The sequence below is a fragment of the Streptosporangium vulgare genome (assembly GCF_042428775.1).
Classification (GTDB): domain Bacteria; phylum Actinomycetota; class Actinomycetes; order Streptosporangiales; family Streptosporangiaceae; genus Streptosporangium; species Streptosporangium vulgare.
Map to the genome: position 1 here is coordinate 94,371 of NZ_JBHMBS010000021.1, position 16,069 is coordinate 110,439.

Here is a 16,069-nt window from a genome sequence, read left to right on the forward strand (position 1 = left end):
CCCCGCTTCCTCGAAGCCTCCTCACGGCTTCCCCGAAGCTCTCGGCTCTCTCCCCGGTTCTCGGACTCTTCTCGAAAGGACACTCACCATGCGCGGAATCCTCGTCGTCGGCGCCGGTCAGGCGGGACTCCACCTCGCCCTCGGCCTGCTGCGGAACGGCTACGACGTCACCGTCGTCTCCAACCGGACCCCGGAGGACATCCGTGGCGGCCGGGTCATGTCCAGCCAGGCCATGTTCGGCACCGCCCTCGGTCACGAGCGTGACCTCGGCCTGGACCTGTGGGCGGACGGCTGCCCGCCGATCGACGGGATCCAGTTCGCGGTGGCCGGTCCCGACGGCGACCCGGCGATCCGCTGGGCCGCCAGGCTCGACGCCCCCGCCCGCTCGGTCGACCAGCGGTTGAAGATGCCCGCCTGGATGGCCGAGGTGGAGCGGCTCGGCGGGAAGATCGTCATCCACGACGCCACCGTGGAGGACCTGGAGGACTACGCCGCCCAGTACGACCTGGTCCTGGTCGCCGCGGGCAAGGGGCCGATCGCCTCGCTCTTCGAACGGGACGCGTCGCGCTCGCCGTACCGCGCCCCGCAGCGGGCCCTCGCCCTCACCTACGTCAACGGCCTCGCGCCGCGGCCCGACTACTCCGCGGTGTGCTTCAACGTGGTCCCCGGGGTCGGCGAGTACTTCGTGTTCCCCGCGCTCACCGTCACCGGCCCCTGCGAGATCATGGTGTTCGAGGGCGTACCCGGCGGGCCGATGGACTGCTGGGCGGGTGTCGGCACCCCCGCCGAGCACCTGGCCATGAGCAGGCGCGTGCTGGAGACCTTCCTGCCGTGGGAGGCCGAGCGCGCCGCGGGCGCCGAGCTCACCGACGAGGGCGGCGTCCTGTCCGGGCGCTTCACCCCGGTCGTGCGCAGGCCGGTGGCGACGCTCCCGTCGGGCGCCCGGGTCCTGGGCGTGGCGGACGTGGTCGTGCTCAACGACCCGATCACCGGGCAGGGCTCCAACAACGCCGCCAAGTGCGCGGCCTCCTACCTGGCCGACATCCTGGAGCGCGGCGAGCGGCCGTACGACGCGGCGTGGATGGAGCGGGTCTTCGAGCGCTACTGGCGGGACGCCCGGCACGCCACCACCTGGACGAACGCGCTCCTCGCGCCCCCGCCGCCGCACGTGCTGGAGATCCTGGGCGCCGCGGGCGGGCTGCCCGAGGTGGCCTCCCGCTTCGTCAACGGCTTCGACGACCCCTCGGACTACGCCGGCTGGTTCCTGGACCCGGCCGGCGCGGCCGAGTACCTGGCGCGGGCCGGGAAGTGAGGGGCCGTCATGAGATCCCTGCGCGACGCCCTCGGGCAGTTCGCCACCGGGGTGGCGGTGGTCACCGCCGCCACCCCGCGGGGTGACCGGCTGGGCGTGACCGTCAACTCCTTCACCTCCGTCTCGCTCGACCCGCCGCTGGTCCTGTGGTGCCTGTCCCGGCGGGCTCCCAGCGCTCCGGCCTTCGCCGAGGCCGGGCGGTTCGCGGTCAACGTCCTCGCCGCCGGCCAGGAGCACCTGTCGCGGCGGTTCGCCACGCCGCTGCCCGACAAGTTCGCCGGGGTGGAGACCCGTCTCGCCCCGGGCGGGGTGCCGGTGCTCACCGGGACCGTCGCCCACTTCGCCTGCCGCGCGGTGGTCACATACGACGGCGGCGACCACCTGATCTTCGTCGGCGAGATCGAGCACTTCCGGCATGAGGAGGGCGAGCCGCTGGTCTTCCATTCGGGCAACTACCGGGCGTTCTCCGCGCCGGACCGCGAGATGGCGCTCTGCGAGACCGGCGGCCCCTGAGCGGCGGTGTCCTTTTCCGGTGCTCCCGTTCGTCGGGATGGTGGAACGGCACCGCGAGGGCGGCACCATGGGAGCGGCACCGTGGTAGTGGCACCGCGAGGGGCCGCGAGGAGGAGGACACGTGAAGTACATGCTGTTGATCTGCGGTGACGAGTCCGCGGCGGACCACGCCCAGGACGGCTGCGGCGGATGGTCGGAGGAGATGGAACGTCGTGGGGTGCTGCGGGGCGGCGCCGGGCTGCGGCCACCGGCCGACGCCACGACCGTGCGGGTGCGCGACGACGCGGTCCTGCTCACCGACGGCCCGTTCGCCGAGACCAGGGAGCAGATGGGCGGGTTCTGCATGATCGAGTGCGCCGATCTCGACGAGGCCATCGAGATCGCCTCGAAGCACCCGGCCTCCGGGTACGGCTCGATCGAGATCCGGCCGCTCCTGCCGTCGTGACCGGGAACGGCACGACTGGGGACGGCGTGACCGGGGCCGGTGTGGCCGGGGGCGGTGTGACTGAGGACAGGGTGACCGGGGACGGCGTGAAGACGGAGATCGAGGCGGCGGTCGCCCAGGCGTTCCGGGACGAGTGGGGTCAGGTCGTGGCGACCCTGATCCGGGTCACCGGCGACTGGGACCTCGCCGAGGAGTGCGCGCAGGACGCCTTCGCGCTGGCCCTGCGGCGCTGGGCCGAGGACGGGGTTCCGCGCAGACCCGGCGCGTGGCTCACCACGGTCGCGCGCAACCGCGCCGTCGACAGGCTGCGCCGCGAGGCGGTCGGCGCCGCCAAACTGCGAGAGGTGGCCGCCATGTCGTACGAACCCGAACCCGCGTGGCGGGACGACGGAGTGCCGGACGACCGGCTGCGGCTGATCTTCACCTGCTGCCACCCGGCGCTGGCCCTGGAGGCCCGGGTCGCGCTCACCCTGCGCACCCTGGCCGGGCTCACCACAGCGGAGATCGCCAGGGCGTTCCTGGTCGGTGAGCAGACGATGTCCAAGCGCCTGCTCCGGGCGAAGCTGAAGATCAGGCACGCCGGGATCCCGTACCGGGTGCCGCCCGCGCACCTGCTGCCGGAGCGCGTGCCCGCCGTGCTGGCCGTGCTGTACCTGCTGTTCAGCGAGGGGTACTCGGCCACGGCGGGCGCCGATCTGCTGCGGCGCGACCTCGGCGCCGAGGCGATCCGGCTGGCCCGCGTCCTGACACGGCTGATGCCCGACGAACCCGAGGCGGCCGGGCTGCTGGCGCTGATGCTGCTGCACGACGCCCGCAGCGCCACCCGGCTCGACGCGGCCGGTGACCTGGTGACCCTGGAGGAGCAGGACCGCGCCCTGTGGGACACCGCCGCGATCGCCGAGGGCGAGGAGTTGCTCGGCCGCGCCCTGCGGCGCGGCCAACCGGGCCCGTACCAGGTGCAGGCCGCCATCGCCGCCTGCCACGCCACCGCGACCGACGCGGCCGGCACCGACTGGGCCCAGATCGCCGCGCTGTACGGGCGGCTCGCGCGGTTCACGCCGTCTCCGGTGGTGGAGCTGAACCGGGCGGTGGCGGTGGGGATGGCTGCGGGACCGGCCGCGGGGCTGGAGCTGGTGGAGGCGCTGCGGGAGTCGGGGGCGCTGGCCGGATACCACCTGCTGCCGGCGACCCGGGCCGACCTGCTGCGCCGCCTGGGCCGCGCCGCCGAGGCCGAGGCCGCCTACCGCGAGGCGCTGGAGCTGGCGGCGACCGACACCGAACGCCGCTATCTCGGCCGCAGGCTCGCCGAGGTCACCGGTTAGTGGTCCCGGGGGCCGCTGGTTGTCTGGTCCCGGAGGTACCCGCTGGTTTTGTGGTCCCGGAGGTACCCGCTGGTTTTGTGGTCCCGAAGGTACCCGCTGGTTTTGTGGTCCCGAAGGCGCCCGCTGGTTTTGTGGTCCCGAAGGCGCCCGCCGGTTTTGTGGTCCCGGAGGTGTCCGCCGGTGCCGGGCTCGTTCGTCGGTAGGGCGAGAACCTTCCCGCAACTCCCGGGAATCCGGAGAAGAGGACACCGACGGACATGCCAGTGGACACACCAGCGGATATGGCGACCTCGCGCGACGGCACCGCCGCCGCGTCCGACCGGCCGGGCGACGGATCGCCGGCCGCCTTCGCGCCCGTAACGCCCGGAGCGGCCGGAGCGACCAGGGCACCCGAAACGACCAGAGCGGCCGGAGCGACCAGAGCGGCCGGTGCCCGGCCGGTTCGCGCGCCGGGAAGGACTACGGGCACCGGGATCCGGCGCCCGGGGAACCCGGACGCCGGGATCGCGCGATCGGGGGAGCGGCGATGACGGGGACCACGGAGAGCGAGGTCAGGAAGGCGATCGCCGCCGAGCGTCGTGACCTGGCGGAGGTGCTCACCGGCCTGCCGGAGCAGAGATGGGACGAGCCGACCCTGTGCGCCGGGTGGCGGGTACGGGAGGTCGTGGCCCACATGATCATGCCGTTCCACTACTCGGCCCCGCGCTTCGTGATCGAGATGCTCAGGTCGCGGGGGAACTTCGCCAGGATGGCCGACCGGTGCGCCCGGCGCGACGCGGCTGCCCTCTCGTCCGGCGAGCTCGCCGCGCTGATGAGGGACAACGCGGACTTCGCGTGGAAGCCCCCGGGGGGTGGATTCGAGGGCGCGCTGACCCACGAGGTGATCCACGGCCTGGACTTCACCGTGCCGCTGGGCCTCGACCGGCACGTCCCCGAGGATCGGCTGCGCATCGTCCTGGGTGGCTTCGAGGCGGCGAAGAGCCTCAGGTTCTTCGGGGTCGACATCCGGGGGATCGAGCTGCGCGCCGATGACGTCGACTGGTCCATCGGGGACGGGACGCCGATGTACGGGGCGGCGCAGGATCTCATCCTGGTCCTGTGCGGCCGGAAGCTGCCGGAGGGGCGGTTGCGCGGCGAGCCGAGCCACCGGTTCGTCGTGTAGCGGCCACTCGTCCCCTGAACGGCCCGCCCCGGGTGAAGGCCCGCCCCTGGTGCGGACCGGCCTGGTTCGGGTGCGGACCGCCCGCCCGGGTGCGATCCCCCTTCCTCGGCTACGGACGGCCTGGTTCGAGCAAGGATTTCGAGTACGGACAGGGCCGTCCGAGCCGGTCCGGGCCGAACCGGCCCGGCCCCGCGGCCGCGGGGCCGGGCCCCCGGGGGGACGGGCTCGCCCTCGACGCCGGACGGATCGTGATCCGGCGAGGACCGGTGCCGGGTCCCGGGCTCTGGATGGGTATGGCTCTCTGTGTCGCCGTGACCAGCAGGTATATGGTTAAAAAGGTTAGAAATCACCCTTGCTTAGGACTCGGTGGTCACAGTTCCCCTCACGTCCCCCCGCGAATGATGACCGCCTGCTCCGCCGGCGTCGCGCGGAAGGGCACCACGAGGAGACAGGAGGGCGTCATGCCGAGCAACAAGGTCGTCACCTACCAGGGGCCGGGCAAGGTGGAGGTCCACGAGATCGACTATCCCGGGTTCGAGCTCAAGGAGGGGCCCGGGGTTCCCCCGGCCAACGTGGGCCGCAAGGTGGCGCACGGCGCGATCGTCAAGACCGTCGCGACGAACATCTGCGGCAGTGACCAGCACATGGTCCGTGGCCGCACCACCGCGCCCGTCGGGCTCGTCCTCGGCCACGAGATCACCGGCGAGGTCGTCGAGACCGGCCCGGACGTGGAGTTCACCAAGGTGGGCGACCTCGTCTCGGTCCCCTTCAACATCGCCTGCGGCCGCTGCCGCAACTGCAAGGAGGGCAAGACCGGGATCTGCGAGAACGTCAACCCCGAGCGGCCGGGCGGGGCGTACGGCTACGTCGACATGGGCGGCTGGGTCGGCGGGCAGGCGCAGTACGTCCTGGTGCCCTACGCCGACTGGAACCTGCTGAAGTTCCCGGACAAGGACCAGGCGATGGAGAAGATCCTCGACCTGGCCATGCTCACCGACATCTTCCCGACCGGCTTCCACGGCTGCGTCACCGCCGGGGTGAAGCCGGGATCGACCGTCTACGTCGCCGGTGCGGGGCCGGTCGGGCTCGCCGCGGCCGTCTCGGCGTTCCTTCTCGGGGCGGCCGTGGTCATCGTCGGCGACCTGAACAAGGAGCGCCTGGAGCAGGCCCGCAGCTTCGGCTGCGAGACGGTCGACGTGTCGCGGGGCGAGCCGAAGGACCAGATCGAGCAGATCCTCGGTGAGCCCGAGGTCGACTGCGGCGTCGACGCCGTGGGCTTCGAGGCCCGCGGCCACGGTGGCGACTCCGGCAGGGAGCAGCCCGCCACCGTGCTCAACTCGCTCATGGAGATCACCCGCGCGGGCGGCGCGCTCGGCATCCCCGGCCTGTACGTGACCGGCGACCCGGGCGCCCACGACGAGGCGGCGAAGCGGGGGGCGCTGTCCATCGGGCTCGGCCTCGGCTGGGCCAAGTCGCTGTCCTTCGCCACCGGCCAGTGCCCCGTCATGCGCTACAACTACTACCTGATGCAGGCGATCCTGCACGACAGGGTGCAGATCGCCAAGGCGGTCAACGCCGTGACGATCCCGCTGGATCAGGCACCCCAGGGGTACGCGGAATTCGACCAGGGCGCCGCGTCCAAGTTCGTGCTCGACCCGAACGGCGTGCTCGGCACGACCGGCTGACCCGGGGCGCGCCTGCCTGAGGGCCCCCGGGAGGCCGGGGAGCCGTACCTGAGCCCTCCGTACCCGAGGGCGCTACCGGAGGAGGCGCGGGTCGTTGGCCGCGCCCGCGGTGACGGGCGCCTCCTCGGCGAACTCCAGGTCGGGCGGCGGCCTCCGGAACATGCGGGTGAGGTAGGCGAGATAGATCACGCCCAGGCCGAGCCAGATCAGGCCGAGGGTGACGGCGTGCGCGTCGAGACGGCTGAGCAGCCACAGGTTGACCCCCGCCCCGAGCGCCGGGGCCAGGACGTGGGACACCACCCTCGGCGCCCGGCCCGCGCGGCGTTCCCTGAGGTAGTGGGCGATGACGCTGAGGTTGACGAAGGTGAAGGTGGTGAAGGCGCCGAAGTTGATGAACGACGTGGAGGTGGCCATGTTCAGCCACAGCGCGATCAGGCCCGCGGCACCGGTGATCACCAGGCCGAACACGGGCGTACGGCGTCCGGGGAGGAGGTAGCCGAACACCTTGCGGGGCAGCACGCCGTCGCGTCCCATCGCGTACAGCAGCCGCGAGGTGGCGGCCTGCGCGGCGAGGCCGGAGGCGAACTGGGCGACGACCAGACCGGCGAGGAAGACGGCGCCGAACACGCTGCTGCCGATCAGCCCGGCGATCTCGAAGGCCGCCGACGAGGAGTCCTCGAAGAAGCCGCCGGGGTGCACGAGCTGCGTGAAGTACGCGACCACGACGAAGATCAGGCCACCGGTGAGCGCGGTGAGCAGGATCGCCCGGGGGATCGTCCTCTCCGGCTCGACGGTCTCCTCCGCGAGGGTGGTGACGGCGTCGAAGCCGAGGAGGGCGTAGGCGGCGATGGCGGCCCCCGCCGCGACACCGGAGACCGTGGTGGCCCGGTTGTCGAACGGTGCCAGGTCGAACAGCGCGGCGGGTCCCCGCGAGCCGGCCACGTAGCCGATCGACAGCAGCACGAAGAAGAGCAGCACCGTGATCTGGAAGGTCATCAGCAGGAGGTTCACCCGGGCCGCGATCTTGATACCCGTCAGGTTGAGCACGGTCGTCACGATGATGAACAGGACGATCCACACCCACGAGCCGACCATGGGGAACCGCGCCGACAGGTAGGCGCCGCCGATCAGCCAGATGACCATGGGCAGGAAGAAGTAGTCGAGCAGCACCGCCCAGCCCACCAGGAAGCCCGCCCGCGCGTCGATGCACCGCCGCACGTAGGTGTAGGCGGATCCGGCGATCGGGTAGATCGCGGCCATCTTGCCGTAGCTGAAGGCCGTGAACAGCATGGCCACCATCGCGAGTACGTACGCGGCGGCGGTCGCGCCTCCGGTGGTCTCGGACACGATGCCGAAGATGCCCAGGACGATCAGCGGCGTCATGTAGGCCAGGCCGAACAGCACGATCTCGCCGAGCGTCAGAGCGCGCTTCAGAACTGGTCTCTTGGATGGCATCGCGAGGTTCTTCCCGAGAAGTCAGCCTCCCGCTGGAGTCCAGCGCGAAGGGTCGATCCGTCCCTGGTAGAGGGGGAGGTCGATCGGCCGGTCGGCCTCGGTGAACTGCTCCCACACGCGGTTGAGGCCGGCGGTGCCGTACCTGCGGACCCGCGTGACGTCGTCGAGGTCGAGGACGTCGGTGAGCACCGTGGCGGCCTCACCCGCCTCGGCCCTGACCCGGCCCTCGGGGTCGGCGACCAGGCTGTGCCCGGTGCCCACCGGGGCGGCCGTGTTGACGCCGGCGACGTACACCTGGTTCGCGATCGCGTGGGCGCGCGTGAGCACCAGCTCCTGGGGGCGGTCGGAGGTCGTCGTCATGGCCGGGACGACGACGACCTCCGCGCCCATCCACGCGAGATGGCGGGCGACCTCGGGAAACCAGATGTCGTAACAGATCGCGAGGCCGACCCGGCCCGCCTCGGGGACGTCGAACACCACGAAGCGGTCCCCGGGCCGGTATGGCTCGTACGGCCGCCAGGGGAAGATCTTCCGGTACCAGGCGGCGAGCCGGCCCTCGGGGGAGAAGGCCAGAGCCGTGTTGTAGAGCGCGCCGCCGGGCCCGCGCTCGCAGACGCTACCGGGCACCAGCCAGATTCCCAGGTCGCCGGCGAGTTCGGCGAGGGCCTTCGAGCGCGGCCCGTCCAGCGGTTCCGCGGACGCCTCCAGCTCGGCGTTCCGCTCGCTCACCGGGCCACGCGTGCCGTGCAGGTGGAGCTCGGGGAAGACGGCGAAGCGCACCCCGGGGAAGCGCCCGGCGAGCTCCTCGACCTCTCGCGCGAAGCCCGCGACAGGCTCTCCGGCCTGCCGGGGAGCCGCCTGGGCGAGCGCTATGGAGAAGGGACGCGACATGGCACACCTGCCTCCCGGCTAGATAATAAAAAATATCTCATTATGAGCATTTATCGCAATTTTGATCAATATGATCGGTTTTTGGGCGAGTACCGTGAGGGCATGTCGTCCGGCATCCTCCCTGTCGTGCTCAAAGCCCCCGCCCTGGTCGGCATCCGGCGGCTCAACGCGCTCGACACGGTTCGCGCCCGCATCGCGATGGCCGTCGAGCTGGGCCTGCTGAAGCCCGGGGAGCGGCTGCCGCCCGCCGGTGAGATCGCCCGCGCCCTCGGCGTCGGGGAGATCACCGTACGGAGAGCGCTCGTCTCGCTCTGCGACCAGGGCATCCTGGAGCGGCGGCGCGGGCGCGGCGGCGGCACCCTGGTGTCCGAGCGGCCCCCGCCCGGCGAGGTACGCGAGGTCGAGGCCTACCGGTCGGCCGCCGCCGACGTCCATCGGCTGATCGACCAGCGGCTGCTCCTGGAGTGCGGCATCGCGCACCTGGCCGCGACGCGCCCGGGCCCGCGCCCGCCGGGGGAACTGGAGGAGCTGGAGGAACTGGTGGCGTGCATGGACCGCGCCTCCAGCTGGGCCGAGTTCCGCACCTGCGACGAGCGCTTCCACATGAAGGTGGCCGCCGCCACCGGCCTGCCGTCCGCGGTGGAGCAGTACGGCTCGGTCGTGCGGGAGCTCTACCGCTACTACCTGCCCCTCTCCCCGGACTACCTGCGCGAGTCCAACCGCGGGCACGCCGGGCTCGTCGCCGCCCTGGCCGCGGGCGACCCGCTGAAGGCGGTCGAGATCACCCGCGGACACGTCGAGGCGCTGCACCGGACCATGCTCGTCGGCGTCGAGGACCGGCAGGGCTGAGCGCTCAGAGGGTCTCGACGAACAGCTCGGCCTCACGCTCGCCCATGCCGGTCTCACCGCGTACCAGGTGGATCGCCTGCTCGGAGCGGCCGGCGGCCTTGAGCCCGCGCACGCGAGTGGCCAGGTCGGGGCCGGTGACAGCGGCGTTCGGCGGGACCACGGGGTGGGCGGGGCGGAAGCCGGACATGAGGGGGTGGCTCCACATGTCGTGCCCCGCGGCGACGGCGTCGACGACCGCCTTGGCCTCCTTCAGGCCGAGACCGGTGTACCGGCGCAGTTCCTTGATCGCATGGATCTTCTGCCTCTCGCGCGTCAGCCCGGTGACGGTCTCGTGCAGCCCCTGGGGCGTCAGCGGCATGGCGGGCACCCGGCCGCCGGAGACCGCGCGGCCGCGCTTCCCGGCCGCCACGACGGCACCGACGACGACCACCAGGACCACCGCGAGCAGAACGGCGACGATCAACAGCTCAACGGGCCCGATGTTCGGCATGCCCGCATCGTACGCCCGACCCGTGGGGGGCGCGCGCGGCGGCGAGCCGGGGCGGGAGGTTTTCCCTCCGGCGCCCGCGGCCGGGGAAGTTCTCGCTCCTCCGGTGGGCGGTGGACACGACGGACGGCGACGGCTGTTAAATGGCAGCGTCCGAACGGCAGCCCCCCAACCTGCCCGCAGCAAGCCCGTACCCCTGCCCGCGACCAAGGTTCGTTCCCCACCCGCGCCCCGTGGGCGGCGCGTGCGCATCAGATCGAGAGGATCGTCATGGCCGCATACCATCGAACGGGCCGGGTCACGGCCGCGCTGACCGCCTGTCTCGCCTCGGTGGCGCTGGCCGGGTGCGCGAGCGGCGACGCCACGGCACCCCCGGCCACGACCCCCGCCCCGGCCGGCACCGGAGCGAAGACGGACGGCGGCACCGTGCTCGCGGGCCAGCCGGACGTCAACGGCGACGGCAAGGTCGTCATCGGGGTGCTGAGCCCCGGAGACATCAACGACAAGGGCTACTACCAGAGCTTCGTCGACACCGCGGAGCGGTTCGCCACCTCGAAGGGCTGGACGATCATCAAGCGCGGCGGCGTCAACACCAGCGAGGCGCTCAACGCCGCGCGGGCGCTCTGCAGGCAGAAGGTCGACATGGTGGCCCTCGGCGCCGCGGACCTCAGGGACGCGATCCCCGCCTCCGAGGAGCCGGTGTGCGCCGGCACCGCCTGGTACGTACCCTCGTCCGACAACATCCCGCAGACCTCGAAGATCATGCTCTCCACCGACGAGCCGGACCAGAGCCTGCTGGCCGCCGGGTACGCGGCGGGCCTGCTCATGAAGGAGAAGGGCGCGAGCAAGGCCGGGTTCGTGACCGGCCCCGAGGTCGACTTCACCAGCGCGGCGGCGAGGGCCTTCAGGGCGGGCATCCGGCTGGTGGTCCCCGAGGCCACGCTGACGGTCACCTACAGCGGCGACCTCAACGACTCGGCCAAGGCCAAGGAGGCCACCCAGGCCCAGATCAGCCAGGGCGTCAAGGTCGTCTACCCCTACCTGGGCGGCGCCACCGACGCGTCGGCGGAGCTGGCCAACGCCAACGGCGTGCTCACCCTCACCCCGGGCACCGACCGGTGCGCCTCCACCGGGCCCACCTTCGACGTCTCGGTGCTCTTCAGCCCAGGAGACTACTTCAGGGCCGCGCTGGAGGACTTCGCCGCGGCGAAGCTGCGGATGGGCGTGGAGAAGGTCTGGAAGCTCGGCGTCGACCCGTTCCCCACCGTGAGGATCTGCGAACCCACCCCCGAGCAGGAGGAGAGGCTGAAGACGTTCATCGCCGACGTCGGCAGCGGGAAGATCGACCCCAAGGCGGAAGTGAAGAGGCTCGGTTCCTGACGTGGCGGAGGACGAACGGGCGGGGGAGCTCGCCCCGCCATCGGTGCCCGCGCTCCGGCTGCGGGGAGTCAGCAAGAGCTACGGTCCGGTCGTCGCCTGCGACGCGGTGGATCTCACCGCGTACCAGGGCGAGATCCACGGCCTGCTCGGCGAGAACGGGGCCGGCAAGTCGACGCTCATGAGGATCCTGACGGGACTCGTCCAGCGGGACGCGGGAACCGTCCTGCGCCATGACGAGCCCGTCGAGATCGACGGCCCGAGGAAGGCCGCGGCGCTCGGCATCGGCATGGTTCACCAGCACTTCAGCCTGGTCGAACCGCTGACGGTCTGGGAGAACGTCATCCTGGGCGACACCGGGAAGATCGACAGGGCCGCGGCCCGCGACCAGGTGCGGGAGATCTCCCTGCGCTACGGCCTGCCGGTCGACCCGCTGGCGAGGGTGGCGCGGCTCTCCGCGGGCGAGCGGCAGCGGGTCGAGCTGGTCAAGTGCCTGCGCCGGGACCCGGCGGTGCTCATCCTCGACGAGCCGACGTCCGTGCTGACCCGGGCGGAGTCGGCCGAGCTGTTCGGCGTGCTGCGCCGCGTGGTCCGCGCGGAGAACCGCGCGGTCATCCTGATCAGCCACAAGCTGGACGAGATCACCGCGGCCACCGACCGGGTGACCGTGCTGCGCGGGGGGAAGGTCGTCTTCCGGAGCGCCACCGCGGAGACGGACCCGCGGGAGCTGGCCCGGCGGATGGTCGGCCGGGAGGTCTCCCTGGGCGCCGAGGCCGCCGCCCTCGGCCTGCTGCCGGTCGAGTCCCTCGGAACCGAGGAGACCGGGACCGATGAGGCGGGTATCCCGGTGTCTCCGGTGTCCACGACACCCGCGCTGCGGCTGCGCGGCCTGACCCTCACCGTCGACGGCGTGCCCGTCCTGTCCGATCTCAGCCTGGACGTCGCCCCCGGTGAGATCGTCGGCCTGTACGGGGTCGAGGGCAACGGCCAGTCGGCCCTGGGCGACCTGCTGTCCGGGCTCGTCGTACCGGACTCCGGGACGGTCGAGGTATCCGGGCGGCCGGTCGATCCGTACCGCCCGGGGGCGCTGCACGCCGCCGGGCTCGGCATCGTGCCGGAGGACCGGCACGGCTCCGGGCTCGTGCTGGACATGAGCGTCGCCGAGAACCTGGTCATGAAGTCGCTGGACGCCGTGAGCGGCCGGGTGTTCCTCAACCGGGGAAAGGCGCGTGCCCTGGCCCGCCGCCTGGTGGCCGAGTTCGGCATCGTCACCCCGTCGGCGGACACCCCGGTGCGCGAACTGTCGGGAGGCAACCGGCAGCGGGTCGTGCTCGCCCGTGAGCTCTCGGCCCGCCCGGCCGTCCTGGTCGCGGCGCGGCCCTCGCACGGGCTGGACGTGGGCGCCACCGAGGACATGTACCGGCGGCTGCGCGACGCCGCGGCCGGAGGGGTGGCCGTGCTGCTGATCTCCACCGAGCTGGAGGAGGTCATGACGCTGGCCTCCAGGATCGCGGTGATCTCGTCGGGAAGGATCACCGGCGTGCTGCCCACGGTGGAGGCCACGGCCGAGCGGCTCGGAATGCTGGTGGGCGGGGTGGCCGCGTGAACGAATCCCCCCGGCCCCCCGCCGGAGACCCCGGCCAGGGCCTTGCCCGGAACCTCGATCAGGATCTCGCGCGGGACCTTGGACAGGACCCGATCCGGGACCCCGGTAAGGACCGCGCCCGGAAGCTCACCCGGAGCGCGGCCCGGAACCCCGGCCAGGACTCCGCCAGGGACCGCGCCCGGGGCTCGTCCGGTCGCCGCCTGCTCGCCCTCCTCACCCCCGCCCCCACCCCCGGCGCGTCGGCCTGGAAGACCGGCCTGGCGACCGTCGCGGGCGTGGTCGTGGCGCTCGCCCTGTCGTCGCTGCTGATCGCCGTGACCGGCGGCTCCCCCCTCGCGTCGGTGCTGGCCCTCTTCCAGGGCAGCATGGCCGACCGGACGGCCTGGACCTCCACCCTGCTGTACGCGGCGCCGCTGCTGCTCGTCGCCGTGGGGGCGTGCGTCAGCGCCAGGTCCGGCGTGTTCAACATCGGCCAGGAGGGTCAGGTGCTCGTCGGCGCCCTCCTCGCCGCCTGGGTGGGCCTGCGCCTGGCGGTCACCGGCCCGGCTCTGCTGGTGGCCGTGCTGGCGGCCGCCGCGCTGGCCGGTGGCGCGTGGGCCGGTCTCAGCTCGCTGATGCACCGGCTGCGCGGCGTCGACGTCGTGGTCAGCACGCTGCTGATGACCTTCGTCGCCCAGCAGCTCGTCGCGTTCGCGGTGAACACGCCGTGGCTGCTGCGGGAGTCGCGGGTCGGCGACGCCGTCGTCGCCCCGCAGTCCAACCCGCTGCCGGAGAGCGCCCTGCTCGGCTCGACCGGGGAGTACCCGGACCTCCAGGTCAACGGGGGGCTGCTGATCGCGCTGGCCGCGGCCGTGGTCGTCGCGACGGTGATCGCCCGCACCCGGTGGGGGTTCCGGCTCACCATGCTCGGCCTCAACCCGCTCGCCGCCAGGCACGCCGGGATACGCGCCGACGCGCTGGGCGGCGTGGCGCTGGCCGTCTCCGGCGCCCTCGCCGGGCTGGCCGGGGCCGTGCTGCTGACCAGCCCGGTGGGCGTCCACCGGCTGCAGCCCGGCATGGCGATGGGCATCGGCTGGGACGGCCTGCTGGTCGCCCTGGTCGCCCGCAACCGGCCGTTGCCCGCGATACCCGTCGCCCTGCTGTTCGGCGTGCTGCGCTCGGGCGGCGGCTTCCTCGCCGCGACCGGTGTGCCCCCGTTCGTCGTGGACGTGGTCAAGGCCCTGCTGGTGCTGGCCTTCGTCGCACCGCCCGCCGTCCTCGCCGTGATCCGGCGCCGGGGTGCCGGCGTCCGTGCCGGACGCGCGGGACACCGGTCCGTGCCCGTCGCAGAGGGGGCCGCCCGGTGATCGCCGCGGACGACGTCTCCACCATCCTGTCCAGCGGGGTACGGCTCACCGTGCCGCTGGCCTTCGCGGCGTGCGGGGAGTATCTCGCCGAGCGGGCCGGTGCCATGAACATCTCCGTCGAGGCGATGATGCTGGGCGCCGCGTTCGGCTCGGTCGCCACGGCCGACGCCACCGGCAGTGCCGCCGCCGGGCTGGTCGCGGGCGTGCTGATCGGGCTCCTGGTCGGCCTCGCCCACGGCAACCTCTCCCACCGCCTGAAGATCGACACCTTCGTGGCGGGGCTGGTGCTCAACGCCCTCGTCCTCGGGCTGACCGGCTACCTGATCACGGTCGGCGACTTCGACTCCCACCAGGTGTCGCAGGTCAGCGTCCCCTGGCTGCGTGACATCCCGCTGATCGGCGCCCCGCTGTTCGTCGAGCGCTGGCCGGTCTACCTGCTGGTCGTCGTCGTCCCGCTGACCTGGTGGCTGGTCGAGCGCAGCAGGTGGGGTCTGGAGCTGCGGGCGGTCGGCGAGCGGCCGTGGGCCGCCGACGTCACCGGCATCCGGGTCGACGCGCGTCGCCGCCAGGCACTGCTGTGGTGCGGCGCGCTGGCCGGGCTGGGCGGCGCGTACCTCGCGGTCGGCGAAGTCGGCTCGTTCAACCAGAACATGACGGCCGGTCGTGGGTACATCGTCGTCGCGGCGGTGATCTTCGGTGGCTGGCGGCTGGGGCGCACCCTGCTCGGCTGCGCGCTCTTCGGCCTGGCCGACGCCCTGCGCCTGGCGCTTCCCGCGCTGGGCCTGACACTGAACTCACAACTGCTCATAGTGGCGCCGTACCTGGTCGCGCTGCTCGCGATGCTGCTCTTCACGAACCGGCGCCGCGAACCGGGAGCGCTGGGGCGGCCCTTCGAGCGGGACTCCACCTGAGGGTCCCGGACACCGGCGACCGTCCGGGCCGATCCAGGTCGCCCTGATCACCCGGACCGTCCGGGCCGACACGGGAGGGAGCCAAGAGGACACGAGGGGACGTCGGAAAGGGGCGCGGGCGAGGGGGCAGGGCCGGGAAGCACGGGCCGAGGAGGTGCTGGACGAGGGTCAGGGGCCGCTGCCGCCCGTGCCCGGGGGCTGCGGGTTCTCCGCCTCCCTGAGGCGGCGTTCCCGCTTTCCCCGCGCGATCTCGGTGCCCAGGGCGTCGAGGTGCTGGCTCCAGAAGTGCCGGTAGCGGTCGAGCCACCTGTCCACCTCCCGCAGCGGGGCGGGGTCGACGGCGTACAGCCGCCGGGTTCCCTGGGCGCGTACGGTCGCGAACCCGTTGTCGCGCAGCACGCGCAGGTGCTGAGAGACGCCGGGCTGTGAGATACCGAACTCCTCCTGCACCACGGCGCTGATCTCACCGGCCGCCAGCTCGCCGTCGGCGAGCAGCTCCAGGATCCGGCGCCGGACCGGATCGCCGAGAACGTCGAGCGCGTGCATAACCTCACTGTCTCAGGATCGACTTATATAAGTAAAGTCTGAAGCCGGGAGGTCTCCCAACCGGCCTTAATGCGCCTCTGACCTGGACGAATGTGTCGCAGGGTGATGCCATGGAAGGGGAGGACGGCCGGATAACCGGCACCCTGCTGATCCAGGAGGCCC

The 16,069-nt window shown here is 72.5% G+C and carries 15 protein-coding genes; 11 read left to right on the forward strand and 4 right to left on the reverse strand.

Annotated elements, in window-relative coordinates:
* Nucleotides 1-88: 88 nt before the first annotated feature.
* From ACFFRH_RS32565 to fdhA, 6 genes are all read left to right on the forward strand, one after another.
* A complete protein-coding gene (locus ACFFRH_RS32565; RefSeq protein ID WP_386161228.1) occupies nucleotides 89-1,312 on the forward strand; it encodes a styrene monooxygenase/indole monooxygenase family protein in 1,224 nt (407 codons plus the stop codon).
* 9 nt (nucleotides 1,313-1,321) lie between these two features.
* Nucleotides 1,322-1,825, forward strand: coding sequence for a flavin reductase family protein (locus ACFFRH_RS32570; RefSeq protein WP_386161229.1), 504 nt, complete (start codon nucleotides 1,322-1,324; stop codon nucleotides 1,823-1,825).
* 130 nt (nucleotides 1,826-1,955) lie between these two features.
* Nucleotides 1,956-2,270 (forward strand): YciI family protein, encoded by a 315-nt coding sequence (locus tag ACFFRH_RS32575; RefSeq protein ID WP_350977043.1) that lies wholly within the window; start codon nucleotides 1,956-1,958, stop codon nucleotides 2,268-2,270.
* A 56-nt stretch (nucleotides 2,271-2,326) separates the two neighbouring features.
* Entirely contained in the window at nucleotides 2,327-3,592 is a 1,266-nt protein-coding gene (locus ACFFRH_RS32580) for an RNA polymerase sigma factor (protein ID WP_386161231.1), read from the forward strand.
* A gap of 526 nt (nucleotides 3,593-4,118) precedes the next feature.
* A complete protein-coding gene (locus ACFFRH_RS32585) occupies nucleotides 4,119-4,754 on the forward strand; it encodes a maleylpyruvate isomerase family mycothiol-dependent enzyme (protein WP_386161233.1) in 636 nt (211 codons plus the stop codon).
* Nucleotides 4,755-5,215: 461 nt separating this feature from the next.
* The gene (gene fdhA / locus ACFFRH_RS32590; protein ID WP_386161235.1) at nucleotides 5,216-6,439 is read left to right on the forward strand and encodes a formaldehyde dehydrogenase, glutathione-independent; all 1,224 of its coding nucleotides are present in this window, start codon (nucleotides 5,216-5,218) and stop codon (nucleotides 6,437-6,439) included.
* Between the two features lie 72 nt (nucleotides 6,440-6,511).
* Here fdhA and ACFFRH_RS32595 read toward each other — a convergent pair whose 3' ends face one another.
* Entirely contained in the window at nucleotides 6,512-7,894 is a 1,383-nt protein-coding gene (locus ACFFRH_RS32595; protein ID WP_386161237.1) for an APC family permease, read from the reverse strand.
* 21 nt (nucleotides 7,895-7,915) lie between these two features.
* Nucleotides 7,916-8,785 (reverse strand): carbon-nitrogen hydrolase family protein, encoded by an 870-nt coding sequence (locus ACFFRH_RS32600; protein WP_386161239.1) that lies wholly within the window; start codon nucleotides 8,783-8,785, stop codon nucleotides 7,916-7,918.
* Between the two features lie 102 nt (nucleotides 8,786-8,887).
* Here ACFFRH_RS32600 and ACFFRH_RS32605 point away from each other — a divergent pair, with 102 nt between their 5' ends.
* A complete protein-coding gene (locus ACFFRH_RS32605; protein ID WP_386161241.1) occupies nucleotides 8,888-9,634 on the forward strand; it encodes a FadR/GntR family transcriptional regulator in 747 nt (248 codons plus the stop codon).
* Nucleotides 9,635-9,638: 4 nt separating this feature from the next.
* On the opposite strand, the gene ACFFRH_RS32610 is transcribed toward ACFFRH_RS32605, so the two are convergent.
* Nucleotides 9,639-10,124: a ribosomal protein L7/L12 gene (locus ACFFRH_RS32610; RefSeq protein WP_386161243.1), complete on the reverse strand. Its 486-nt coding sequence runs from the start codon at nucleotides 10,122-10,124 to the stop codon at nucleotides 9,639-9,641.
* 267 nt (nucleotides 10,125-10,391) lie between these two features.
* Between ACFFRH_RS32610 and ACFFRH_RS32615 the strand changes: the two genes are divergently transcribed.
* The 4 genes from ACFFRH_RS32615 to ACFFRH_RS32630 are packed head-to-tail and all read left to right on the forward strand — an operon-like array spanning nucleotide 10,392 to nucleotide 15,361.
* Nucleotides 10,392-11,501, forward strand: coding sequence for a BMP family ABC transporter substrate-binding protein (locus tag ACFFRH_RS32615; RefSeq protein WP_344744090.1), 1,110 nt, complete (start codon nucleotides 10,392-10,394; stop codon nucleotides 11,499-11,501).
* Nucleotide 11,502: 1 nt separating this feature from the next.
* Nucleotides 11,503-13,104, forward strand: coding sequence for an ABC transporter ATP-binding protein (locus ACFFRH_RS32620; protein WP_344744091.1), 1,602 nt, complete (start codon nucleotides 11,503-11,505; stop codon nucleotides 13,102-13,104).
* Nucleotides 13,101-14,450, forward strand: a complete 1,350-nt coding sequence (locus tag ACFFRH_RS32625; RefSeq protein ID WP_344744093.1) for an ABC transporter permease — start codon at nucleotides 13,101-13,103, stop codon at nucleotides 14,448-14,450. Before ACFFRH_RS32620 ends, ACFFRH_RS32625 begins: the two co-directional genes overlap by 4 nt.
* Complete coding sequence (locus ACFFRH_RS32630; RefSeq protein ID WP_386161246.1) at nucleotides 14,447-15,361, forward strand: ABC transporter permease; 915 nt, start codon at nucleotides 14,447-14,449, stop codon at nucleotides 15,359-15,361. The genes ACFFRH_RS32625 and ACFFRH_RS32630 overlap by 4 nt, the downstream gene beginning before the upstream one ends.
* Nucleotides 15,362-15,529: 168 nt before the next feature.
* On the opposite strand, the gene ACFFRH_RS32635 is transcribed toward ACFFRH_RS32630, so the two are convergent.
* Nucleotides 15,530-15,907: an ArsR/SmtB family transcription factor gene (locus ACFFRH_RS32635; RefSeq protein ID WP_386161248.1), complete on the reverse strand. Its 378-nt coding sequence runs from the start codon at nucleotides 15,905-15,907 to the stop codon at nucleotides 15,530-15,532.
* Between the last annotated feature and the right edge of the window lie 162 nt (nucleotides 15,908-16,069).